This is a genomic window from Klebsiella pneumoniae complex sp. WS1778 (assembly GCF_049472055.1).
Taxonomy (GTDB): domain Bacteria; phylum Pseudomonadota; class Gammaproteobacteria; order Enterobacterales; family Enterobacteriaceae; genus Klebsiella; species Klebsiella quasipneumoniae.
In genome coordinates, this window is sequence record NZ_JBKGTJ010000006.1 from 16,552 (window position 1) to 37,092 (window position 20,541).

A 20,541-nucleotide genomic window follows, 5' to 3' on the forward strand; every position below is an offset into this window, starting at 1 on the left:
CGGCCGCCCGGCGGGTGAAATTAACTGGCGCCGCCGCCCAGCGACTGCCAGAGGGTGATCCGGTTATTGAGGTCGGTCTGCTGCAGGGACAGCAGCGTCGTCTTCGCCGACCACAGCGTGCGCTGGGCCGTAAGCACCGACAGATAATCGCCGACCCCGGCCTGATAGCTCTTCATGGCGATATCCAGCGAGGTCTGCTCGGCGGCGACGTACTGCCGCTGGGCATCGAGCTCTTCGCTCAGCGTTTCCCGGCGGGCCAGCGCATCGGCAACGTCCTTAAAGGCGCTCTGAATCGATTTCTCGTAGGTGGCGATCAGCCCCTTTTTCTCCGCTTCCGCATAGCGCAACTGCGCCAGGTTGCTGCCGCCGGTGAACAGCGGCAGGCTGATGGAGGGGGCGAACGACCACACCTGCATCCCGTGGCTGAACAGTGACGACAGCGAGTCGCTGCCGACCCCGGCGCTGGCGGTCAGGGAAATCGACGGGAAGAAATTCGCCCGCGCCGCGCCGATATCGGCATTGGCGCTCTTCAGGTTGTGCTCCGCTTCCTGTATATCCGGCCGGCGCAGCAGCACCGACGACGACACCCCCGCCGGCACCAGGGCGATGCTGTTATCCCCCAGACTTTCGAGGGTGCCGGGCAGCAGGCTCTCCGGCACGGTTTCCCCCGCCAGCAGGTTAATGGCGTTTTTATCCTGCGCCACCAGCGTGCGGTAGCTGGCGACGCTGGCGCGCGCCTGCTGATAGACGCTTTCCGCCGAGCTTAAATCGCCGGCGGAGGCGGTGCCCACCGCCATCTGGCGGGCGACGATGTTGCGCGAGTTTGCTGCGCTGTCCATGGTCTGCTGCGCCAGCGCCAGATTGCTGTTATCCGTCGCCAGCGTCACCCAGGCGGTGGTCAAATCGGCAATCATCGTCAGTCGGGTATTCTGCGCGGTGAATTCGCTGGCAAGCCAGGTTTCGCGCGCCGCGCGTGACAGGCTCTGGTTTTTGCCAAACAGATCCAGCTCGAAGCTGGAGACCGCGCCGTCGGCCTGCGAAGATGAGCTCAGGCCGCTGGCCACCGTTTTGCTGCGGCTATGGCTCAGCTCGGCATCGACAGTGGGAAACAGCGACGCCCGCGTCTCGCCGTACTGGGCGCGCGCGGCCTCGATATCGGCCAGCGCCTTTTGCACATCGCGGTTGCTGTTCAGCGCGATACTGACCACTTTTTTCAGCCGCGCGTCATTGACCACTTTCTGCCAGTCGCCGACCACCGCCGTCGATTCGCCGTGCGCCCCGGGCAGGGTGGCCGGCACCGGCGCGGCCGGGCGATCATAATGCGGGTCAAGCGAGACGCAGCCCGCGGTCAGGAGCGCGATAAACATAAAACTCAAACGAAACATACTTTACTCCTGAGAAGGACGTTGGCGGGTGAAGAAGCGTTTCACCAGCACGAAGAACAGCGGCACAAAGAACACCGCCAGCAGGGTGGCCGTCAGGGTGCCGCCGATGATGCCGGTGCCGATCGCCACGCGGCTGTTGGCCCCGGCGCCGGTGGCGACGGCCAGCGGCAGCACCCCGGCAATAAACGCCAGTGAGGTCATGACAATGGGGCGCAGACGGGTCTGCGCGGCGCGGATCGCCGCCCGGGAGAGCGAATACCCCTCATCCACGGCGGATTCAGCGAACTCGACGATCAGGATGGCGTTCTTCGACGACAGGCCGATGGTGGTCAGCAGCGCCACCTGGAAGTAAACGTCGTTGCTTAAGCCGCGCAGCGTCGCCGCCAGCGCCGCGCCGAGCAGGCCGAGCGGGATGACCATGATCACCGAGAACGGCACCGACCAGCTCTCATACAGCGCCGCCAGGCACAGGAACACCACCAGAATCGAAATGGCGTACAGGCTCATCGCCTGGCCGCTGGCCAGCTTTTCCTGCAGCGAAATGCCGCTCCACGCCCAGGTGGAGCCCGCCGGCAGGCTGTCGGCCAGCTTTTCCATCTTGTCCATCGCCGCGCCGGAGCTGAAGCCGGCGGCGTTTTCGCCCTGGATCTCAAAGGCGGCGGAGCCGTTGTAGCGCACCAGGCTTTCCGGGCCGTATTGCCAGTGGGTGGTGGCGAAGGCGGAGAACGGCGTCATGCTGTTATCGCTGCCGCGAACGAACCATTTGCCAAGGTCGGAGGGCACCGCGCGCGCGTCGCTCTCGCCCTGGATATAGACCTTCTTCACCCGGCCGCGATCGATAAAGTCATTCACGTAGGTGCCGCCCCAGGCGCTGGAGAGCGTATCGGTCACGTCGCTCAGCGACAGCCCCAGCGAGACCGCTTTGTTGTTATCGATATCCACCTGCAGCTGCGGCATCTGCGGCAGGTCGTTGGCGCGCACCGACTGCAGCTCGCCGCTCTGGTTGGCCGCCGCCAGTAGCTGACTGCGCAGCTTCATCAGGCTGTCGCGGTCGGTACCGCCGCTGGCCATTAGCTCGAAGGTGAAGCCGTTGCTCTGTCCGAGACCGTCCACCGACGGCGGGGTCATGGCGAACAGGGTGGCGTCGCGGATCGCCCCAAGTTCTTTGTTGGCGCGCAGGGCGATGGCCTGGGCGGTATTGTCGTCGCCTTTGCGCTGCGACCAGTTGTTCAGCGACACGAAGGCCATCCCGGCGTTCTGACCGCTGCCGCTAAAGCTGAAGCCGTCGACGGTGAAAATGACGTTGGTATTGGCTTTCTCTTTCGTCAGGAACCAGTCGGTTACCTGGCGGCGCACCTCGGCGGTGCGCACCGCGGTGGCCCCGGCGGGCAGGGTGTACTGGACCATGATCTCGCCCTGGTCCTCCACCGGCAGGAAGCTGCCCGGCAGTTTCCACATCGCCAGCGCCATCGCCCCGCAAATCAGGACGTAAGCGCCCATCATCACCGCGCCCCGGCGCAGGCCGCCGAGCACGCGGCGCTGGTAGCCCGCTTCCGTACGCCCCCACAGGCGGTTAAACGCGCCGAAGAACCCTTTGGTATGAGGCCTGGAGTGGCTGAGCAGCGCGCCGCACAGCGCCGGGGTGAGGGTCAGGGCCACCACCACCGACAGCATCATCGCCGAGATAATGGTCACCGAGAACTGGCGATAGATGACCCCGGTCGAGCCGCCGAAAAAGGCCATCGGCAGAAAGACCGCCGACAGCACCAGGGCGATCGCCACCAGCGCGCCGGAGATTTCGCCCATCGATTTTTCGGTGGCTTCCCGGGCGGGCAGCCCTTCGTCGCGCATAATGCGCTCAACGTTCTCCACCACCACGATGGCGTCGTCCACCAGCAGGCCGATCGCCAGCACCATAGCGAACAGCGTCAGGGTGTTAATCGAGTAGCCGAACAGCGCCAGCACCCCGAAGGTGCCGAGCAGCACCACCGGCACCGCCACCGCCGGAATGAGCGTCGCGCGGAAATTCTGCAGGAACAGATACATCACACAGACCACGAGAACGATCGCTTCGAACAGGGTCTGAATCACGTCCTCGACCGAAATTTTAATAAACTCGGTGCTGTCCTTCGGATAGGCGATATCGTATCCCTGCGGCATCTGACGCTGGAATTCGGCGATCTTGCTTTTCACCAGGGTCGCGGTATCCAGCGCGTTGGCGCCGGGGGCCATCATCACCGCGATCCCGGCGGCCGGATGGCCGTTCAGATTGGCGGTAGCGGTGTAATCCTCGCTGCCCATCTCCACCCGCGCGACATCGCTCAGGCGCACCACCGAGCCGTCGGCCTGGCTTTTCACGATGATCGCTTTGAACTGATCGGGGGTTTGCAGCCGCGACTGCGCGCGCACGGTGGCGGTCAGCTGCTGGGCGCTGGACGACGGCAGGGCGCCGATTTTACCGGCGGAGATCTGCACGTTCTGCGCCTCAATCGCCGACTGGACGTCGGAAGGCATCAGCGAGTAGGAGGCGAGTTTGGTCGGATCCATCCAGACGCGCATCGCGTATTCTGCGCCGAACACCTGCAGGCTGCCGACGCCCTCCACGCGCGCCAGCGGGTCCTGCAGGTTGCTGACCAGCCAGTCGGAGATATCGGAGCTGGTGGCGCGGTCGGTTTTGTCATACACCGCGAGGATCAGCAGGAAGCTGCTCTGCGATTTTTCCACCGTCACGCCGGACTGCTGGACTTCGCTCGGCAGCCGCGATTCCGCCTGCTGGACTTTGTTCTGCACCTGCACCTGGGCGGTGTCCGGGTCGGTCCCCTGCTCAAAGGTGACGGTGATGCTGACCGAGCCGTCGGAGCTGCTGGTAGAGCTGAAGTAGAGCAGATGGTCGAGGCCGGTAAGCTGCTGCTCGATGACCTGGGTGACGCTGTTCTCCAGGGTTTCGGCAGAGGCGCCGGTATAGGTGGCGGAGATTTTCACCGCCGGCGGTGCGACGTCCGGATACTGGCCCACCGGTAGGGTGCGGATCGCCAGCACGCCGGCGAGCATAATCAGAATGGCGATCACCCAGGCAAAGACCGGGCGACGCACGAAGAAACGGGAGAACATCAGGCGTTGCCTCCGTTATTGTTGACGGCAACGGCCTTCACCGTCTGGCCAGGGGCCACTTTACCGGTGCCTTCGACGATCAGCTTGTCGCCCGCTTTCAGGCCGCTCAGCACCAGCCATTTATCGCCGTAGGTGTCGCCGGTTTCCACGGCGCGCTGCGCAACTTTGTTGTCGGCATCGACCACCAGCGCCGTGGCGTTGCCTTTGGCATCGCGGGTAATCCCCTGCTGCGGGGCGAGGATCGCGTCGTTCATGATGCCTTCATCGATGCGTGCGCGAACAAACATCCCCGGCAACAGGACGTGCTGTGGGTTGGGGAAGATAGCGCGCAGGGTTACCGAGCCGGTAGATTCATCGACGGCGACTTCGGTGAGCGCCAGACGCCCTTTTTCCGGATAGGTGCTGCCATCTTCCAGGGTTAACGTCACGCTGAGGGTGTCGCTGTTGCTGGCCAGGCTTTGTTTGCGTAAGCGCAGGAGATCGACGCTGGATCGCGTCAGATCGACATACATGGTGTCGAGCCCGCGGATCGTCGCCAGCGCGGTATCCTGATCGGCGGAGACCAGCGCCCCCGGCGTGACCGACGAGATGCCGATACGCCCGGCAATCGGCGCGGTGACGGTGGTCCAGTTCAGGTTGATGCGCGCGCTCTCCAGCGCCGCTTTCTTCGATTCCACGCTGGCCTTGTCCTGGGCGCAGGTGGAGGCGGCGTCGTCGGCATCCTGGCGGGAGACGCCGTTATCCCGGACCAGCGACGCGTAGCGCTGAGCCTTCTGGCAGTCGGAGACTACCAGCGCCTGGGCCTGTTTCAGCGCCGCCGCCGCTTCGTTCCAGGTCGCGCGATAGCTGGAGGGATCGATCTGGTAAAGGGCCTGCCCGGCCTTCACCATATCGCCTTCGGTAAACAGGCGCTTCTGGATGATGCCGCCCACCTGCGGGCGTACTTCGGCGCTGAGCGAGGCGGTGGTGCGGCCGGTGAGCTGGCTGACTACCGGAACCGGCTGGCTTTGCAGAGTGACCACGCCCACTTCCGGCGTGGGTTGCTGCGGGGCAGATGTCTGCGCATTATCGCATCCGCTAAGGAGAAATAATGCTGTCGCGATGGGAGCTATGATGTATTTCATTATATTTTCTCAAGATATAAGACGTCCGCCCCGTTTATTTAAAAACGAGGGAATAGGTTGGGCGCTGAGGCATTTTCGGCTAAGCGAAAATGACAAAAAAGGAACACAGATGTTCCTGAACGTGATTGTTATTGTGTCTCCGCTGAAGCCAACCTCTTCGGCCTTCAGGAGGTGAAAAGCGCATCTCCTCTGGTTTTGTGGTGAGAATGATCATTCTCATTTTTTGCCATTATACGATCCGCCGCGATAATGGAAAGGTTTTTTTGCTTACTTTTAGAACGCAAAAAATTAAGGCAAATAATCATGGAGAAAATAAGAATTTTTTGTGAAAGTGGAGAGGGAAAATAACCATTCGGCATCGCGATACTGGAGATAGTTAATGGCGTTAATCATTACAAAAAGCATTAATCCCGACGATCAACAAGAATTGTTTGCCGGTCTGCGGCACTATAATCAGCAGTATCTTGATGCGGCGCAGTTTGGCGATCTGGGGGTTTACTCCCGCGATGCGCAAGGGGTGATGCAGGGCGGGCTGATTGCCAAACGCAAAGGCAACTGGCTGTGTATTGAGTATCTGTGGGTCAGCGAGGCGACCCGCGGACGCGGGCTGGGAAGCGAGCTGATGCAGGAGGCGGAGCGGCAGGCGCAGGCGCTGGGCTGCAGCCATCTGCTGGTGGATACCTTTAGCTTCCAGGCGTTACCGTTTTATCAGAAATTAGGCTATCAGTTGCAGATGTCGCTGCCCGACTTCCCGCACGCGGGGATGCAGCGTCACTATTTGTCGAAAGCGCTGTAACGATCCTGATATCGCCGGGCGGTCAGGTACCGTACCTGTGATTGTGCCGGATGGCGGCATAAATGCCTTATCCGGCCTACACCGTTCTCCCGTAGTTTCGCCCCACCCAGGACCGGCAAGCGCAGCGCCGCCGGGCAGGATATCAGGCACGTCACCTGTATTCTTGCCGGGTGGCGGCTATCGCCTTACCCGTCCTGGGGTTCGTGCGACCTGTTGTTAATTTAACCACTTGCGCGACTGAAACTGCCGGTGCTGGCGGCCTCAAAATCGCTGAGACGTTCCCGGAAGGCCGGGGCAGCCCGCATGGATGCGGGCTGAGGGCCGTGTTTTGCATGGACGCTGCCTCGGCCCGACCCGAAGCCTGCAGGGATAAGTCGAAGGCACCGCGCAGCGGCGATTTTGCTGGCCGGAGCCCGGGGGTACAGGGGGCGGCGGCGACTGGCCACCCCCTGTGCGCTCCCTGCTCCATAAGAGACATAACGCAGAAGATCAACCGGGAGCGCAATCTGCCCGGATATAACACGGGAGTGGTAGCCCTGCTAAACGTTGTGGCCCTGCCAAACATAGTGCGAACAGGGACATTTCCGGTTGTGTCGTTATTTCGCCGGGTGGCGGCTGCGCCTGACCCGGCCTACGACTGTAGCCCTGCTAAGCGTAGCGCGAGCAGGGAAAATCCCGGATGGCGGCGCGTGGCGCCTTATCCGGGCTACAAAAGCTTTTGCCGGGCGGCGGCTGCGCTTAACCCCCGACGCCGTGGCCCATCAACGCCAGGGCGTGGCTGACGATGGTCTGGCGGTTGACCGCCTGTAAACGCGGATCGCTGTGGATGCGCGAAAACGGCACCAGCACCAGGCTAATCACCGTGGTAAACAGCAGCTCCGGCGACAGCGCCGGGTTAATCTTGCCCTCCAGCTGCCAGCGGCGCACTGCCTCCAGCATCACCTGAAAACGCTCCTCGCCGAAGCGGGCGTCCATATGCTGACGCAGGATCGGCATCTCGCCGATGATCTCCTGCATCCACAGCGGCGCGAACCAGGTGTTCTTCTCCGCCATATGCGCCAGCGTTTCGACCATCATCGTCAGCGCCAGCACCGGGTCCTGCGGATGGTCGACAAAGATGCGGCTGATGTGGTTGCGCAGCGGCATAAAGCGCTCCTCAATCAGCTGCGTCACCAGCGCATCCCGCGAACTGAAATAGTAATGCAGCATCGCCGGCGTTACCCCGGCCTCTTTGGCGATGGCGTTCAACGACACGCGGGCCGCACCGTCGCGGGCAAACAGCGTCAGGGCGATGTCCATCAGCTGTTCGCGGTTGGCGGTACCCGGTTTTTTTCCACGCGGTCGCCCCGGGCGGCGGGGGGCATTCTGATCCTTTTGTGCTGTCATGATATGGCGATCTCTTGACCCGACTCATTCTTTCACTAAATATTAATTATGCATTTAATTAATTTCAAGCGAGCGTTGTAATGACTTCTCAAGTCGCGAATCCACCGGTGCAGTCGATACGCCTGCTGTTCAGCGCATTGCTGTTGGTGATGCTGCTCTCCGCGCTGGATCAGACCATTGTCTCCACCGCGCTGCCGACGATTGTCGGCGAACTGGGGGGGCTGGACAAGCTTTCCTGGGTGGTCACCGCCTATATCCTCAGCTCCACCATCGCGGTGCCGCTGTACGGTAAATTCGGCGATCTGTTCGGTCGCAAAATCGTGCTGCAGGTGGCGATTGGGCTGTTTCTCGTCGGCTCCGCCCTCTGCGGGCTGGCGCAAAACATGACCCAGCTGGTGCTGATGCGCGGCCTGCAGGGGCTCGGCGGCGGCGGCCTGATGGTGATCAGCATGGCGGCGATGGCCGACGTCATCCCGCCCGCCAACCGCGGCCGCTATCAGGGTCTGTTCGGCGGCGTTTTTGGCCTGGCGACGGTGATCGGCCCGCTGATCGGCGGCTTTCTGGTGCAACACGCCTCCTGGCGCTGGATCTTCTACATCAATCTGCCGCTGGGCCTCTTCGCGCTGCTGGTGATCGGCGCGGTATTCCACAGCAGCAGTAAACGCAGCCAGCATCAGATTGACTGGCTGGGAGCGATTTACCTCAGCATGGCGTTGCTGTGCATCATCCTGTTTACCTCGGAAGGGGGCAGCGTCCATGCCTGGAATGACCCGCAGCTGTGGTGCATTCTGGCCTTCGGCATCGTGGGTGTCATCGGCTTTATCTACGAAGAGCGGATGGCCGCCGAGCCGATTATTCCGCTGTCGCTGTTCCGCAACCGCAGCTTCCTGCTGTGCAGCCTGATCGGCTTCGTCATCGGCATGTCGCTGTTCGGGTCGGTCACCTTCCTGCCGCTCTATCTGCAGGTGGTGAAGGAGGCGACCCCCACCGAGGCCGGGCTGCAGCTGATCCCCCTGATGGGCGGCCTGCTGCTGACCTCGGTTATCAGTGGGCGCATTATCAGCCGGACCGGTAAATATCGCCTGTTTCCGATCCTCGGCACCCTGCTTGGCGTGACCGGCATGGTGCTGCTGACCCGGATAACCATTCACTCGCCGCTGTGGCAGCTGTACCTGTTTACCGGCGTGCTGGGGGCTGGTCTGGGGCTGGTGATGCAGGTGCTGGTCCTGGCGGTGCAGAACGCGATGCCGGCGAAGCTGTACGGCGTGGCCACTTCCGGCGTGACCCTGTTCCGCTCGATCGGCGGCTCCATCGGCGTGGCACTGTTTGGCGCGGTGTTCACACACGTACTGCAGAGCAACCTGCAAAAGCTGTTGCCGGAAGGCGCGGTGCTGCCGCCGGGAATGAATCCGGTGGCGGTGCAGCACCTGCCCGCGGATATCCGCCTCGACTATCTCGACGCCTTCGGCGCGGCGATCCACGCGGCGTTCCTGATGGCGGCCGGCATTATGGCGATGGCGTTTGTCCTCTCCTGGCTGTTAAAGGAGGCGCCGCTGAAGACCGCGACGCACTAAGCGGCCCCGGCGATGCGCAGCAGCGCCTGACGCAGCGCCGGCGCGGCAAAATCGATAAATTTGCGCAGCTTAAGCGGCGCCAGGTCCCGCACGGTATACAGCAAATGGACCGGCGCCGGTTCCGGCTCGACGCGTTCCAGCAGCAGACGGAGCTCACCCTGTCGCAGGCCGTCCAGCGCCTGATAGTGCAGTAAGCGAGCTACGCCCACCCCCAGCCGCGCGGCATCGGCAGCGCTCTCCGGCGTGGTGACCGATAGCGCCGGCGGCAGATTAATTAGCTGGTCCTCGCGCTCAGCGGCGCGAAAGCGCCAGCCGCGATAGGGCATCGGCGATTCAATACGGATGATCGGCAGCGCCGCCAGATCGCGCGGCCGCTGCGGCTCGCCGTATTTCGCCAGCAGCGCCGGATGGGCACAGGCCACAATGCGCATCCTGCCGAGGCGGGTGGCCACCATGCTGCTGTCCGCCAGGTCGCCAATCCGCACCGCCAGATCGATATGGTCGCCCACCAGGTCGGCGTTACGATCGCTGAGCAGCAAACGGACGCGAATTTGCGGGTAACGGGCGATAAATTCAGCGATCACCGGGAGAACGTGCTGGCGTCCAAACATCGTCGGCGCAGAGATCACCAGCTCGCCTTTCGGCTCCTGATACTCGCCCGTCGCCTGGCGCTCGGCGTTTTCCACCTCCTCGAGGATCCGCCGCGCGGCGGCGACATAATCGACCCCAGCGTCGGTGAGCGTCAGTTTGCGGGTGGTCCGCGCCAGCAGGCGCACCCCCAGCGCGTTCTCCAGCTCGCCGATATGGCGGCTGACGGTGGTCAACGGCATATTCAGCGCCCGCGCCGCCGCTGACATACTCCCCAGCTCGGTCACTTTCACCAGCAGCGCCATCGCGCTTAATCGATCCATTATTCTCCCGATTTTTGGAAAGATGATTGCCACTAAATCAGTATTATCATTTTTCGCAGTACAGTCCATGATGGCGCCAGACAACAGGAGGCGCTATGGCAGCAACCTTTCTCGATATCGCCATCACCCCGGACGTGATGGATGTGCAGCATGAAATGGGCAGCGACCAGCTGTGGCAAACGCCGCATAGCCGCCGCCAGGCCGACCGCTTCGGCGACAGCGAAGCGGGGATGATCGCCACCCGCGACAGCTTCTATCTGGCGACGGTGTCGCAGAGCGGCTGGCCCTATGTCCAGCACCGCGGCGGCCCGCCGGGGTTTCTGCATCTGCTGGATGACACCACCCTGGCGATGGCGGATTTCGGCGGTAACCGTCAGTACATCACCACCGGCAACCTGCGCGGCAGCGACCGGGCCTGCCTGTTTTTGATGGATTATCCACGCCGTGCCAGGCTGAAAATCTACGCCACCGTCGAGGTCGTGGCGGCAGAGGACCACCCGCAGCTGCTGGCGCAGGTGGCGCCGGCCAACTATCGCGCCCGCATCGAGCGCCTGTTTCTCTTTCATCTGCAGGCGTTTGACTGGAACTGCCCGCAGCACATTACGCCGCGCTACAGCGCGCAGCAGGTGGCGGAGTACAGCCAGAACCTGCAGCAACGTATTCATGACCTGGAGCAGGAGAATCAGCGCCTGCAGCAGCAATTAGCCCGCAGAGGAGAGTCAGCATGACCGAACAACGTCCCCCGTTACCGCCGTTTACCCGCGACAGCGCTATCCAGAAGGTCCGCGCCGCGGAAGATGGCTGGAACAGCCGCGATGCCGAAAAGGTCGCTCTGGCCTACACCGTGGACAGCGAATGGCGCAACCGCAGCGAGTTTGTTCATGGCAGGAGGGAAATTGTCGAATTCCTGCAGCGAAAATGGCGCAAAGAGCAGCAATATCGGCTGATTAAGGAGCTGTGGGCATGGCAGGAAAATCGTATCGCCGTGCGCTTCGCCTACGAGTGGTGCGACGACAGCGGCAACTGGTTTCGCTCGTACGGCAATGAAAACTGGGAGTTTGATCAGCACGGGCTGATGCAGACGCGCTACGCCTGCATCAACGATCTGCCGATCGCTGAAAGCGAGCGCCTGTTCCACTGGCCCCAGGGGCGTCGCCCGGACGATCATCTGGGGCTCAGCGATCTGGGGCTGTAAAACCGGCGCTGCGCGACGGATTAATCGGCTTTCGGGAAGTCGACCACCGTGTCGTTAACCCGGTTCACCATGTTGGTGAACAGGATCGCGCTGATGGCGCTGATAATCTCAATCACCTGCTGGTCACTAAAACCGGCGTTGCGTAGCGCGGCGACGTCGGCTTCCGGCAGCGTACCGGTGGTGGTGACCAGAGTCTGCGCAAATTTCACCAGCGCATCAAGCTGTGTCTCTTCCGCATACGCCCCGCGGCGCAGGGCGTGGATCTGCTCGCTGCTGAAGCCGGCTTTTTTCGCCATCAGGGTGTGCGCGGCCAGGCAGTAGTCACAGCCGGTGGCTTCGCTGACTGACAGATTAATCGCCTCCAGCTGTTGGGCGCTGAGGCTGCCTTTATGGAGCATCGCATTGTGCGCCAGCGCCTGCTGCAACGCCGCCGGCGAGTGGCCGCCGATGGTCAGGTAGGCGTTTGGCACTTTGCCCATCGCTTTTTTGATCCCGGCGAAAATATCGGCGGCTTTGCCAGTGGCGTCTTGTTCACGAATATCAGCTAAACGGCTCATGGTTAACTCCTGTTGTTATCGAGGGTGTGTGTTGGCATTGGGGTCATCTTAGGCCGTTGCCGCATGCTAGACTGGCGGTCTTCGTCTCACCTTTTTGTCTTATCGTCTCAGGAGAAGCATGGACAGTCTCAGTCATCTGCTGGCGCTGCTGGCGCCGCGCTGCGAAGTGAACCTGCACTGTCGCTTCGGCGGCCGCTGGCAGGCCGGGCACCAGCAAATGCGCAGCGGCGTGGTGCCGTGGCACGTGGTGCTGCGCGGTGAGGGGCGGCTTAACGTCGGCGGCCAGACTCATCACCTGCGCGCGGGAGATGTGGTCCTCCTGCCGCACGGTTCGCCGCATCTGATGGAGAGCCTGGTGGAGTGGGGCCAGGTGCTGCCGGTAGCGCACCGGTTTAACGGCACGGTGACGGAAATGCGCGCCGGCCCGGCGGAGGGGGCGCTGGAGATGCTGTGCGGCGAATTTTATTTTGGTCCGCACGTTAGCTGGCTGTTCACTGAGGCATCGACGCTGATCCATCTCCATACCGATACGCGCGAAGACTGCCCGGAGCTGCAGCCGTTGCTTAACATACTGGTCCGCGAAAGCCTGGCGCAGCGTCCCGGCGGCAGCGCTATCGTGCGCAGCCTCGGCGATACGCTGCTGGTGCTGCTGCTGCGCATGCTGCTTGGCGAGCAGCAGCCGCCCGGCGGGCTGCTGCGTCTGATGAGCGATGAACGCCTGATGCCGGCGGTGCTGGCGGTGATGGCGACCCCGGAGCAGCCGTGGACGCTGGAAACCATGGCCGCCCGCGCCTTTCTGTCGCGGGCCACCTTTGCCCGTCATTTTGCCCGCGTTTATCACCTGACGCCGCAGGCGTGGCTGTCGCAGCTGCGAATGGCGCTGGCCGCCCGGCTGCTGCGCCTCGAGCGTCAGACCAACCTCGAGGTGATTGCCGAACGCTGCGGCTTTCAGTCGCTGGCGTCCTTCTCGAAGCGTTTCAAAATGCGCTATGGCGTGACGCCGGGCGAGTGGCGACGGGGCTAGTGCTTCGCTCTGGGGAAGATGATTTTATTTCCGGTTGCGTGGTTTGCTGTTTATTACCCCACCCGAAAGTCGCTATAGTTTTGCACGAAAAAAACAATGACAGTCAGGACGGACAGGGTGAAGAGGATGAGATTACGTTTACGTGCCGCCGCCGCGGTAATGCTGGCGGGTCTGGCGCTGGTCGGCTGCGACCAAAAGAGTAATGAAGCGAAGCACATTAAGGTCGGCGTGATTAATGGCGCTGAACAGGATGTGGCGGAAGTGGCGAAGAAGGTGGCCAAAGAGAAGTATGGTCTGGAGGTAGAGCTGGTGGGGTTCAGCGGCTCGCTGTTGCCTAACGAATCGACCAACGCCGGGGATCTGGACGCCAACGTCTTCCAGCATCGGCCTTTCCTTGAGCAGGACAACAAAGCGCATAACTACCATCTGGTGGCGGTCGGCAATACCTTCGTCTTCCCGATGGCCGGCTATTCGCGCAAGATCAAGTCAGTCGCCGAACTGAACGTCGGCGCGACGATCGCCATCCCCAACGACCCGACCAATCTCGGGCGGGCGCTGCTGCTGTTGCAAAAAGAGAAGCTGATTACCCTCAAAGCCGGCACCGGCCTGCTGCCGACGGCGGTGGATATCACCGACAACCCGCATCACCTGAGAATTATGGAGCTGGAAGGGGCGCAGCTGCCGCGCGTACTCGACGATCCTAAAGTCGACGTGGCCATCATCAGCACCACCTACCTGCAGCAAACCGGGCTGTCGACGGTTCGCGATGGCATCTTTATCGAAGATAAAAACTCGCCCTACGTGAACATCATCGTGACCCGTGAAGACAATAAAGACGCGGAAAACGTGAAGGAGTTTATGCAGTCGTACCAGTCGCCGGAGGTGGCGAAGGCGGCTGAGACTATCTTCAACGGCGGCGCGGTGCCGGGCTGGTAAGCCAACACACAGGGAGAGGCGCGTATGGTACGCCAACGGCAGGCTGACCTGCTGCTGATTGCTGCGACGGTGATTGCCGCCTGCGGCTGGATTTTTTCCCGCGAGGCGATCGCCGGCATGCCGGTATTCGCGTTCCTTGGGCTGCGCTTCTTCTTCGCCGCGCTGCTGCTGCTGCCGTTCTGCCGCGGGTTTCGCCCGCAAAAGCAGCACTGGCCAAAGCTCATCATCAGCGGGCTGTGGTTTGCGCTCAACCTCTGCCTGTGGATCTACTCGGTCTCCACGACGGCGTCGCTCGGCGAAGGGGCGTTTATTATGAGCCTGTCGATGATGTTCGTCCCGCTGACCGCGTGGGTGATGATGAAGGTGCGTCCGCCGCGGGCCTGGTGGGAGTGCCTGCCGATCGCGGTGGTGGGCCTGGGCCTGCTCAGCCTGCACATGCCGATAGCCTTCCACCCCAGCCAGGGCTGGTTTTTGCTGACGGCGCTGGTGCAGTCGATCTGGTTCTGTTACACCAGCCGCTGCGCGCGTGAAGTACCGCTGATCCCCCTGACCACCGTGCAGCTGGCGATCACTGGTATCGTCGGGTTGACCATCTCCGCTGCCGTTGAACGCTGGGACCAGCCGATGACCCTGCCGACCTTCGGCTGGCTGGTGGCCAGCATTGTCATCGCCACCAGCCTGCGCTTCGGTCTGCAGATGAAGGGGCAAAAGTACGCGGCGGTGGCCAGCGCGGCGATCATTATGGTGCTCGAACCGCTGCTGACGGTCATTGCCGCCGCGCTGTGGTACGGCGAACAGCTGCCGCTGCAGAAAATTATCGGCGGCGTGCTGATCCTCGTGGCCCAGCTGTGGTTCCGCTGGCGAATGCTTAAGCCGTAGCCTGCCCGGTGCGCGGCTGCGCCATCAATTGCAGCAGCGGCACCAGCGACAGCCCGTCCGGCATTTCGCCGCGGGCGATCAGCTGGTTTATCTCCTCAAAGGTAAACCAGCCGGTTTCCATTACCTCATCCTGATCCGCATCCATCCCCACCCAGCGTAAACCGGTAGCCAGCCAGGTGATAAACAGCTGATCGCTGCTGCCGTAGGAGGGGTTGAAGCGAATGATCTCCTCGACGCGTTGCGCCTGCCAGCCGGTCTCTTCCCGCAGCTCGCGCAGCGCGGCCACCGCCGGATCTTCCCCTTCGTCAACGCCGCCAGACGGAATGGCCCACACCACCTTGTCGATCAGGTAGCGGTAGTGGCGAATCAGCAGCACTTTGCCCTCCTGGATAGCCACAACCCCCACCGCCGGGCGGGGATAGTGAATGGCGTAAAAGTCGCGGCGCTCGCCGGGGGCGATATCAATACCCACCTTGCGCATGCTGAACCACGGCGTCTCGGCGATGACCTGCGGGTCGTGCATATCGGCGGCGGTCAGTTTTTTCTTCATCCTGCCACTCCTGTCAAAAATGGAGCCTTCAGAACAACATAGCCGGAGACGGATAGCAATCGCCGCAGGTTGGCCCGATTTCATCGATCCTTGCCCAAATGCCCCTATTGCGCCAGGCTGGTACTCATTACGATGTTCGTCAAATCACCCCCTGAGGAACGCCGACATGAACATCACCCATATCCGTAACGCGACCCAGATTATTGAATACGCCGGGAAAAAGTTTCTGATCGATCCGATGCTGGCGGACAAAGGCGCCTGGCCGGGTTTTCCGGGCACCGCGCGCAGCGAGCTGCGCAACCCGCTGGTGGCCTTGCCTTTTTCCCGCGATAACATTATCGACGTTGACGCAGTGATCGTCACCCACACCCATGACGATCACTGGGACGAGGCGGCGATCGCCGCGATCCCGAAAACCCTGCCGGTGTTCGTCCAGCACGAGGCCGACGGTGCGCTGCTGCGCAGCCAGGGATTCCAGGATATCCGCCTGCTGACGGCAGACAGCGAATTTGCCGGCGTGCGCCTGCTGAAAACCACCTCCGGCCAGCACGGCAGCGATCGCACCTACGCGGTGCCGGCGATAGCCGAACGCCTGGGCGAGGCCTGCGGCGTGCTGTTTCGCCATCCGCAGGAGAAGACGCTGTGGCTGGTGGGGGATACCATCTGGCGTGATGAAATTGCGGCCGACCTGCTGAAGCTGCGCCCGGACGTGGTGGTCCTCAACGCCGGCTACGCCCACGTCATCGGCTTTGGCCCGATTATCATGGGCAAAGAGGATCTCCTGAACGTACACTTCACCCTGCCGGAAGCGAAAATCATGGCTATCCACCTGGAGGCGGTCAACCACTGCCTGGTGAGTCGGGAAGAGATGCGCCAGTATGCGCTGGATAATCAGATTGCCGAGGTCGTGTGTATCCCGCAGGATGGGGAAACCGTGGTTTATTAACGTGCGCAAGGGGAAGGAACGATGAAGCTCACCGACGTGGCGATTGTTGCCGTAGAGGGCTTTAGCCCGTTTCATTACGCCGTTCCCTGCATGCTGTTTGGCGATTCGGTCTCTGAAAACAAACGCTTTAATCTGCACATTTGCGCCGAGCGACCGGGGCTGCTGCGCGCCCGCGACGGCTTCGCGCTGTACGCCAGCGGCGATTACGCCGTACTGGAACAGGCGGATATCGTGGTGGTGCCTTACTGGGGCGAGGTCGACCGGCGCCCGCCGCAGGCGCTGCTTGATAGCCTGGTGCGGGCCCGGAATAACGGCGCGGAAATCGTCGGTCTGTGCCTGGGCGCGTTCGTCCTTGGCTACGCCGGGCTGCTGGACGGGAAACGCGCGGCGACCCACTGGGAGTTTGAGCAGGATTTTCAGCGCCGGTTTCCGCAGGTGCGGCTGGATATCAACGCCCTGTACGTCGATGACCAGCGGATCATTACTTCAGCGGGCACCGCGGCGGCGCTCGACTGTTGCCTCTACATCATCCGCCAGCGTTACGGCAGCCTCGCGGCCAACCAGATCGCCCGGCGGCTGATTGTTTCGCCGCACCGCGAGGGCGGCCAGGCGCAGTTCATCGCTCAGCCGGTGCCGAAAAATACCCGCGATGCGCGAATCAACTGCCTGCTGGATTATCTGCAGCAGCATATTGCCGAGCCGCATAATCTCGATTCGCTGGCCCGGGTGGTGGCGATGAGCCGCCGCAGCCTGACCCGCCACTTCGCCCGGGCGACCGGGATGAGCATCACCGACTGGCTGACCGCCGAACGCCTGCGCCGCAGCCAGAGCCTGCTTGAGGCGGGGGATCTGCCGGTCGAGCAGGTGGCGGAGGCGGTGGGTTATCTCTCTGCCGTCACCTGGCGTCAGCAGTTTAAGGCGCGCTTTGGCGTCAGTCCGACCGAATGGCGGCGTACCTTTCGCCGCGGCGCTTAGCCGCCGAGGGTCGCGCTGTCGATCACGAAGCGGTATTTCACGTCACCCTTGACCATTCTTTCCCAGGCTTCGTTGATCTCATCGCCGCGGATCAGTTCGATATCGGCGACGATGCCGTGTTCAGCGCAGAAGTCGAGCATCTCCTGGGTTTCCGCGATCCCGCCAATCATCGACCCGGCAATCGACCGGCGACGGATGATCAGATTGAACACTTCCGGCGACGGATGCGGTGTGGCCGGCGCGCCTACCAGCGTCATCGTGCCATCGCGCTTCAGCAGCGTGGTGAAGGCATCGAGATTATGCGGCGCCGCCACGGTGTTGAGGATGAAATCGAAGCTTTTGACGTGGGCCGCCATTTCCTCTTCGTTACGCGACACCACCACTTCATCAGCGCCTAGCGCTCTGGCCGCATTACGCTTGGATTCGGAGGTGGTAAAGGCCACCACGTGGGCCCCCATGGCGTGGGCCAACTTGATTCCCATATGCCCAAGGCCGCCGATGCCGACCACGCCGACTTTTTTACCCGGCCCGGCGTGCCAGTGGCGCAGCGGCGAGTAGGTTGTGATCCCGGCGCACAGCAGCGGCGCGACGGCGGCCAGCTGCGCTTCGGGATGGGTTATCCGCAGCACGTAGTGTTCTTTGACCACGATCTGCTGTGAATAGCCGCCCAGGGTGTGGCCCGGCGCGTCCTGGGTCGGTCCGTTGTAGGTCAGCACCATATGGTCGCAGTAGTTCTCCAGCCCTTCAGCGCACTCCTCGCACTGTTGACAGCTATCGACCATGCAGCCGACGCCCACCAGATCGCCGACGGCGTAGCGCGAGACGGCCTCGCCGACCGCGGTGACCCGGCCCACAATTTCATGCCCCGGCACGCAGGGGTAGAGCGTTCCGGCCCATTCCGATCGCGCCTGGTGGAGATCGGAGTGGCAGACGCCGCAGTAGGCGATGGCGATCTGCACATCCTGCGGCCCCGGTTCGCGGCGGGTGATGGCCATTGATTCCAGCGGTTGGCTGGCGGAGTAGGTACCTATAGCGTTGATCAGCATAGCGAAACCTCTTGATTATATCGGTGTTAAAACGGGCGGACGGAGGTGAGCGTTTTTTGCGCGGTAAGGATAAGCGTAGCCTGGAGCGCCCGGGATGCGAGACGGGTAGCTCAAAGCGTTAAAACCGCTCCTCACCGGGTGAGGAGCAGACTTTTCAGGGGGCGACTGGCGTCAGATAGTCCAGGCGCAGTGGCTCGGCGAGCAGGGAATCCATCTCGCCAATAAAGGCCTGAAAGTAGGGTTGGTCGATATGCTCATCCAGCGCCTGCTGGTCACGCCAGGACTCCCGCATGTAGAAGGTATCCGGCGCGTCGCGCAGCTGGAACAGCGCGTAGTCAAGATTGCCCGGCTCTTGTCTCGTCGGCAGGAGCAGACCCTGCAGGACCTTGCGCAGCGCGTCCGTTTGGCCTGGTTTCGCCTTGAGCACGGCGAGAAGGGTTATCATCTTAAAATCCCTCCAGCACAATCTTGCCCACTGCGCGTCCGGTTTCCAGCTGGCGATGCGCTTTCTGCAGATTGTCGGCGGTGATAGCGCCGTAGTGTTCGCCGAGTGTGGTTTTGATCGTGTGGTTGTCGATCAGGGCCGCCACGCGGGTTAGCAACTGATGCTGGGCGATCATGTCATCCGTCTCAAACATTGAGCGGGTGAACATAAATTCCCAGTGCAGGGACAGGCTTTTGGCTTTCAGCGGCACCACGTCCAGGGTCTCCGGGTCATCAATCAGCGCCAGCTTGCCCTGCGGGGCGAGGGCGTCGATCAGCGCGTTGAAGTGCTGGTCGGTGTTGGTCAGGCTGGCGACATGGGTCACCGCGTTGATGCCGATGCGCGCCAGCTCGTCGGAGAGCGGCTTGCTGTGATCGATAACATGGTGCGCGCCCGCCTCGCGGACCCAGCGTTGGCTCTCCGGACGCGAGGCGGTGCCGATCACCGTCATGGCGGTCAGTTTGCTGGCCAGCTGGGTCAGGATCGACCCTACGCCGCCCGCCGCGCCGACGATCAGCAGCGTGTCGCCCGCGTTGCCGCCTTCCGTGACGCCAAGACGGTGAAACAGCAGCTCCCAGGCGGTGATAGCCGTCAGCGGCAGCGCGGCGGCGGAGGCGTTATCGAGGGTGCGCGGTTTGTGGGCCACCAGGCGCTCATCCACCAGCTGATATTCACTGTTGCTGCCGGCCCGGCCCAGGGCGCCGGCGTACCAGACCTCATCGCCTGGTGCGAACAGCGTCACTTCCTCACCGACGGACTGCACCACGCCAACGGCGTCCCAGCCCAGCACCCGCGGCGTGTCGCCCTGGAAGCCGGCGCGCACTTTGGTGTCCACCGGATTGACCGAGACCGCCTTCACGGCAACCAGCAGGTCACGCCCGTGGGCGGAAGGGACCGGCAGGTCGATCTCGGTTAAAAAAGGGATATTGTCGCCGTCAGCGGCGGCTTGAGTAATGGCGATAGCTTTCATAACTGCTCCGGTCTGTGAATCGGGTGAATAAAGCGATGACGCGATAGTAGACCGGCGCCGGGAGGGGAAAAACGGGTTAACGGCAATAACAGTTATATGCAGAAAGTGAAAATCAGCCCACCTGATAGAAATCGAGCATCACCCCATCCTGAGTACGTCCGCCCGCGCAGATAAACAGCGAGGTGGTTAGCCAGCTGAGCGCGGGGGTATCCACCTCGAAGGTGGGGACGGTGCGAAAATAGATTTCTTCCGGCGGAATAGTGCTAAAAAAGCGCATATCGTCGGTGAACAGCTGGTCATGATAGCGGGCCGGCACCCGGCGAATACCGTTGTTTTCCACGTACACCGTTCCTTCCTCCACCTGCAGGGCATAGCGGGCGGATAGCCTGCACGTGCCGTCGGGCTCGATAATCTGGCTGTCGACGCCGCCGGGCAGCACGTGGCCGCGAAGTTGACCCGAAACGCTGCCCCCGAGAATCGGGATCAGCTGGCGCTTGCCGGTTTGCGGACTGCGGGAAACGATTATCGGTTTATCAACCTGGATGGTAATGGAAAAACAGTGTCTCAGTTCGGGGGTCATCATGGCTCTCCTGTTTCGGTTGGCAACGGCACGCGGCCTTTGCGCCAGTGTAACGGGTTCGCAGGAGACAAAATAACGCAGAGTTTGGATGAAAATGATTGACTGGGATGAT

22 protein-coding genes are annotated in these 20,541 nt (G+C 62.2%); 10 read left to right on the forward strand and 12 right to left on the reverse strand.

Annotated features, from left to right (window positions below; genetic code table 11):
* Positions 1 to 20: 20 nt before the first annotated feature.
* Genes eefC through eefA form a run of 3 tightly spaced genes read right to left on the reverse strand, consistent with a single transcriptional unit; the run spans position 21 to position 5,620 of the window.
* Positions 21 to 1,385: a multidrug efflux RND transporter outer membrane subunit EefC gene (eefC, locus tag ACLEXF_RS21575; protein ID WP_049093866.1), complete on the reverse strand. Its 1,365-nt coding sequence runs from the start codon at positions 1,383 to 1,385 to the stop codon at positions 21 to 23.
* A 3-nt stretch (positions 1,386 to 1,388) separates the two neighbouring features.
* Positions 1,389 to 4,496, reverse strand: coding sequence for a multidrug efflux RND transporter permease subunit EefB (eefB, locus tag ACLEXF_RS21580; RefSeq protein WP_017900177.1), 3,108 nt, complete (start codon positions 4,494 to 4,496; stop codon positions 1,389 to 1,391).
* On the reverse strand, positions 4,496 to 5,620 hold the full coding sequence (gene eefA / locus ACLEXF_RS21585; RefSeq protein ID WP_017900176.1) for a multidrug efflux RND transporter periplasmic adaptor subunit EefA: 1,125 nt from the start codon (positions 5,618 to 5,620) through the stop codon (positions 4,496 to 4,498). The genes eefB and eefA overlap by 1 nt, the downstream gene beginning before the upstream one ends.
* 206 nt (positions 5,621 to 5,826) lie before the next feature.
* On the opposite strand from eefA, the gene ACLEXF_RS21590 reads away from it, so the two are divergent.
* Positions 5,827 to 5,949, forward strand: coding sequence for a hypothetical protein (locus ACLEXF_RS21590; RefSeq protein ID WP_032426094.1), 123 nt, complete (start codon positions 5,827 to 5,829; stop codon positions 5,947 to 5,949).
* Here the strand turns inward: ACLEXF_RS21590 and ACLEXF_RS21595 are convergent.
* Positions 5,909 to 6,025 (reverse strand): hypothetical protein, encoded by a 117-nt coding sequence (locus ACLEXF_RS21595; RefSeq protein WP_032431163.1) that lies wholly within the window; start codon positions 6,023 to 6,025, stop codon positions 5,909 to 5,911. The genes ACLEXF_RS21590 and ACLEXF_RS21595 overlap by 41 nt on opposite strands.
* Here ACLEXF_RS21595 and ACLEXF_RS21600 point away from each other — a divergent pair.
* Positions 6,000 to 6,416, forward strand: a complete 417-nt coding sequence (locus ACLEXF_RS21600; protein WP_004205120.1) for a GNAT family N-acetyltransferase — start codon at positions 6,000 to 6,002, stop codon at positions 6,414 to 6,416. The two genes, ACLEXF_RS21595 and ACLEXF_RS21600, sit on opposite strands and share 26 nt — an antisense overlap.
* A 738-nt stretch (positions 6,417 to 7,154) precedes the next feature.
* Here ACLEXF_RS21600 and ACLEXF_RS21605 read toward each other — a convergent pair.
* Positions 7,155 to 7,802, reverse strand: coding sequence for a TetR/AcrR family transcriptional regulator (locus ACLEXF_RS21605; protein ID WP_032456747.1), 648 nt, complete (start codon positions 7,800 to 7,802; stop codon positions 7,155 to 7,157).
* Positions 7,803 to 7,882: 80 nt separating this feature from the next.
* Between ACLEXF_RS21605 and ACLEXF_RS21610 the strand changes: the two genes are divergently transcribed.
* Complete coding sequence (locus tag ACLEXF_RS21610; RefSeq protein WP_407259551.1) at positions 7,883 to 9,376, forward strand: MDR family MFS transporter; 1,494 nt, start codon at positions 7,883 to 7,885, stop codon at positions 9,374 to 9,376.
* Here the strand turns inward: ACLEXF_RS21610 and ACLEXF_RS21615 are convergent.
* Complete coding sequence (locus tag ACLEXF_RS21615) at positions 9,373 to 10,287, reverse strand: LysR substrate-binding domain-containing protein (RefSeq protein ID WP_114506286.1); 915 nt, start codon at positions 10,285 to 10,287, stop codon at positions 9,373 to 9,375. The genes ACLEXF_RS21610 and ACLEXF_RS21615 overlap by 4 nt on opposite strands.
* A 95-nt stretch (positions 10,288 to 10,382) precedes the next feature.
* Between ACLEXF_RS21615 and ACLEXF_RS21620 the strand changes: the two genes are divergently transcribed.
* Together ACLEXF_RS21620 and ACLEXF_RS21625 are read left to right on the forward strand one after the other, a co-directional pair.
* A complete protein-coding gene (locus ACLEXF_RS21620; RefSeq protein ID WP_023319359.1) occupies positions 10,383 to 11,015 on the forward strand; it encodes a pyridoxamine 5'-phosphate oxidase family protein in 633 nt (210 codons plus the stop codon).
* Positions 11,012 to 11,482 carry a DUF1348 family protein gene (locus ACLEXF_RS21625; protein WP_017900757.1) on the forward strand — a complete coding sequence of 157 codons (471 nt, stop codon included), beginning with the start codon at positions 11,012 to 11,014 and terminating at the stop codon, positions 11,480 to 11,482. Before ACLEXF_RS21620 ends, ACLEXF_RS21625 begins: the two co-directional genes overlap by 4 nt.
* Positions 11,483 to 11,502: 20 nt before the next feature.
* Here ACLEXF_RS21625 and ACLEXF_RS21630 read toward each other — a convergent pair whose 3' ends face one another.
* Positions 11,503 to 12,039 (reverse strand): carboxymuconolactone decarboxylase family protein, encoded by a 537-nt coding sequence (locus ACLEXF_RS21630; protein ID WP_004205112.1) that lies wholly within the window; start codon positions 12,037 to 12,039, stop codon positions 11,503 to 11,505.
* Positions 12,040 to 12,157: 118 nt separating this feature from the next.
* Here ACLEXF_RS21630 and ACLEXF_RS21635 point away from each other — a divergent pair, with 118 nt between their 5' ends.
* The 3 genes from ACLEXF_RS21635 to ACLEXF_RS21645 all read left to right on the forward strand — a co-directional run bounded on the left by ACLEXF_RS21635 (position 12,158) and on the right by ACLEXF_RS21645 (position 14,878).
* The gene (locus ACLEXF_RS21635; RefSeq protein ID WP_017900756.1) at positions 12,158 to 13,063 is read left to right on the forward strand and encodes an AraC family transcriptional regulator; all 906 of its coding nucleotides are present in this window, start codon (positions 12,158 to 12,160) and stop codon (positions 13,061 to 13,063) included.
* Between the two features lie 126 nt (positions 13,064 to 13,189).
* Entirely contained in the window at positions 13,190 to 13,999 is an 810-nt protein-coding gene (gene nlpA / locus ACLEXF_RS21640; RefSeq protein ID WP_407259552.1) for a lipoprotein NlpA, read from the forward strand.
* Positions 14,000 to 14,023: 24 nt separating this feature from the next.
* Positions 14,024 to 14,878 (forward strand): DMT family transporter, encoded by an 855-nt coding sequence (locus tag ACLEXF_RS21645; protein ID WP_004205109.1) that lies wholly within the window; start codon positions 14,024 to 14,026, stop codon positions 14,876 to 14,878.
* On the opposite strand, the gene ACLEXF_RS21650 is transcribed toward ACLEXF_RS21645, so the two are convergent.
* Positions 14,868 to 15,428, reverse strand: a complete 561-nt coding sequence (locus tag ACLEXF_RS21650; protein WP_048326072.1) for an NUDIX hydrolase — start codon at positions 15,426 to 15,428, stop codon at positions 14,868 to 14,870. The genes ACLEXF_RS21645 and ACLEXF_RS21650 overlap by 11 nt on opposite strands.
* 166 nt (positions 15,429 to 15,594) lie before the next feature.
* On the opposite strand from ACLEXF_RS21650, the gene ACLEXF_RS21655 reads away from it, so the two are divergent.
* Together ACLEXF_RS21655 and ACLEXF_RS21660 are read left to right on the forward strand one after the other, a co-directional pair.
* Positions 15,595 to 16,374 (forward strand): MBL fold metallo-hydrolase, encoded by a 780-nt coding sequence (locus ACLEXF_RS21655; RefSeq protein WP_064187385.1) that lies wholly within the window; start codon positions 15,595 to 15,597, stop codon positions 16,372 to 16,374.
* Between the two features lie 21 nt (positions 16,375 to 16,395).
* A complete protein-coding gene (locus tag ACLEXF_RS21660; protein ID WP_004205105.1) occupies positions 16,396 to 17,349 on the forward strand; it encodes a GlxA family transcriptional regulator in 954 nt (317 codons plus the stop codon).
* On the opposite strand, the gene ACLEXF_RS21665 is transcribed toward ACLEXF_RS21660, so the two are convergent.
* The 4 genes from ACLEXF_RS21665 to ACLEXF_RS21680 all read right to left on the reverse strand — a co-directional run bounded on the left by ACLEXF_RS21665 (position 17,346) and on the right by ACLEXF_RS21680 (position 20,429).
* Positions 17,346 to 18,395 (reverse strand): NAD(P)-dependent alcohol dehydrogenase, encoded by a 1,050-nt coding sequence (locus ACLEXF_RS21665; RefSeq protein ID WP_004205104.1) that lies wholly within the window; start codon positions 18,393 to 18,395, stop codon positions 17,346 to 17,348. The genes ACLEXF_RS21660 and ACLEXF_RS21665 overlap by 4 nt on opposite strands.
* 154 nt (positions 18,396 to 18,549) lie before the next feature.
* Positions 18,550 to 18,840, reverse strand: coding sequence for a putative quinol monooxygenase (locus ACLEXF_RS21670; RefSeq protein ID WP_004205103.1), 291 nt, complete (start codon positions 18,838 to 18,840; stop codon positions 18,550 to 18,552).
* Between the two features lies 1 nt (position 18,841).
* Positions 18,842 to 19,849, reverse strand: a complete 1,008-nt coding sequence (locus tag ACLEXF_RS21675; RefSeq protein WP_004205102.1) for a zinc-binding alcohol dehydrogenase family protein — start codon at positions 19,847 to 19,849, stop codon at positions 18,842 to 18,844.
* Between the two features lie 112 nt (positions 19,850 to 19,961).
* Positions 19,962 to 20,429, reverse strand: a complete 468-nt coding sequence (locus ACLEXF_RS21680; protein WP_053809853.1) for a DUF3237 domain-containing protein — start codon at positions 20,427 to 20,429, stop codon at positions 19,962 to 19,964.
* Positions 20,430 to 20,541: the final 112 nt, after the last annotated feature.

Bases quoted from the DNA above. Each gene is read 5' to 3' on its own strand.
- ACLEXF_RS21650 (WP_048326072.1), bottom strand. From the start codon at position 15,428: ATGAAGAAAAAACTGACCGCCGCCGATATGCACGACCCGCAGGTCATC.
- ACLEXF_RS21600 (WP_004205120.1), top strand. From the start codon at position 6,000: ATGGCGTTAATCATTACAAAAAGCATTAATCCCGACGATCAACAAGAA.
- ACLEXF_RS21655 (WP_064187385.1), top strand. From the start codon at position 15,595: ATGAACATCACCCATATCCGTAACGCGACCCAGATTATTGAATACGCC.
- ACLEXF_RS21630 (WP_004205112.1), bottom strand. From the start codon at position 12,039: ATGAGCCGTTTAGCTGATATTCGTGAACAAGACGCCACTGGCAAAGCC.
- ACLEXF_RS21590 (WP_032426094.1), top strand. From the start codon at position 5,827: ATGATCATTCTCATTTTTTGCCATTATACGATCCGCCGCGATAATGGA.
- ACLEXF_RS21680 (WP_053809853.1), bottom strand. From the start codon at position 20,429: ATGACCCCCGAACTGAGACACTGTTTTTCCATTACCATCCAGGTTGAT.
- eefC (WP_049093866.1), bottom strand. From the start codon at position 1,385: ATGTTTCGTTTGAGTTTTATGTTTATCGCGCTCCTGACCGCGGGCTGC.
- nlpA (WP_407259552.1), top strand. From the start codon at position 13,190: ATGAGATTACGTTTACGTGCCGCCGCCGCGGTAATGCTGGCGGGTCTG.
- ACLEXF_RS21675 (WP_004205102.1), bottom strand. From the start codon at position 19,849: ATGAAAGCTATCGCCATTACTCAAGCCGCCGCTGACGGCGACAATATC.
- ACLEXF_RS21615 (WP_114506286.1), bottom strand. From the start codon at position 10,287: ATGGATCGATTAAGCGCGATGGCGCTGCTGGTGAAAGTGACCGAGCTG.
- ACLEXF_RS21605 (WP_032456747.1), bottom strand. From the start codon at position 7,802: ATGACAGCACAAAAGGATCAGAATGCCCCCCGCCGCCCGGGGCGACCG.
- ACLEXF_RS21620 (WP_023319359.1), top strand. From the start codon at position 10,383: ATGGCAGCAACCTTTCTCGATATCGCCATCACCCCGGACGTGATGGAT.
- ACLEXF_RS21645 (WP_004205109.1), top strand. From the start codon at position 14,024: ATGGTACGCCAACGGCAGGCTGACCTGCTGCTGATTGCTGCGACGGTG.
- ACLEXF_RS21670 (WP_004205103.1), bottom strand. From the start codon at position 18,840: ATGATAACCCTTCTCGCCGTGCTCAAGGCGAAACCAGGCCAAACGGAC.
- ACLEXF_RS21665 (WP_004205104.1), bottom strand. From the start codon at position 18,395: ATGCTGATCAACGCTATAGGTACCTACTCCGCCAGCCAACCGCTGGAA.
- ACLEXF_RS21660 (WP_004205105.1), top strand. From the start codon at position 16,396: ATGAAGCTCACCGACGTGGCGATTGTTGCCGTAGAGGGCTTTAGCCCG.
- ACLEXF_RS21635 (WP_017900756.1), top strand. From the start codon at position 12,158: ATGGACAGTCTCAGTCATCTGCTGGCGCTGCTGGCGCCGCGCTGCGAA.
- ACLEXF_RS21610 (WP_407259551.1), top strand. From the start codon at position 7,883: ATGACTTCTCAAGTCGCGAATCCACCGGTGCAGTCGATACGCCTGCTG.
- ACLEXF_RS21625 (WP_017900757.1), top strand. From the start codon at position 11,012: ATGACCGAACAACGTCCCCCGTTACCGCCGTTTACCCGCGACAGCGCT.
- ACLEXF_RS21595 (WP_032431163.1), bottom strand. From the start codon at position 6,025: ATGCTTTTTGTAATGATTAACGCCATTAACTATCTCCAGTATCGCGAT.
- eefB (WP_017900177.1), bottom strand. From the start codon at position 4,496: ATGTTCTCCCGTTTCTTCGTGCGTCGCCCGGTCTTTGCCTGGGTGATC.
- eefA (WP_017900176.1), bottom strand. From the start codon at position 5,620: ATGAAATACATCATAGCTCCCATCGCGACAGCATTATTTCTCCTTAGC.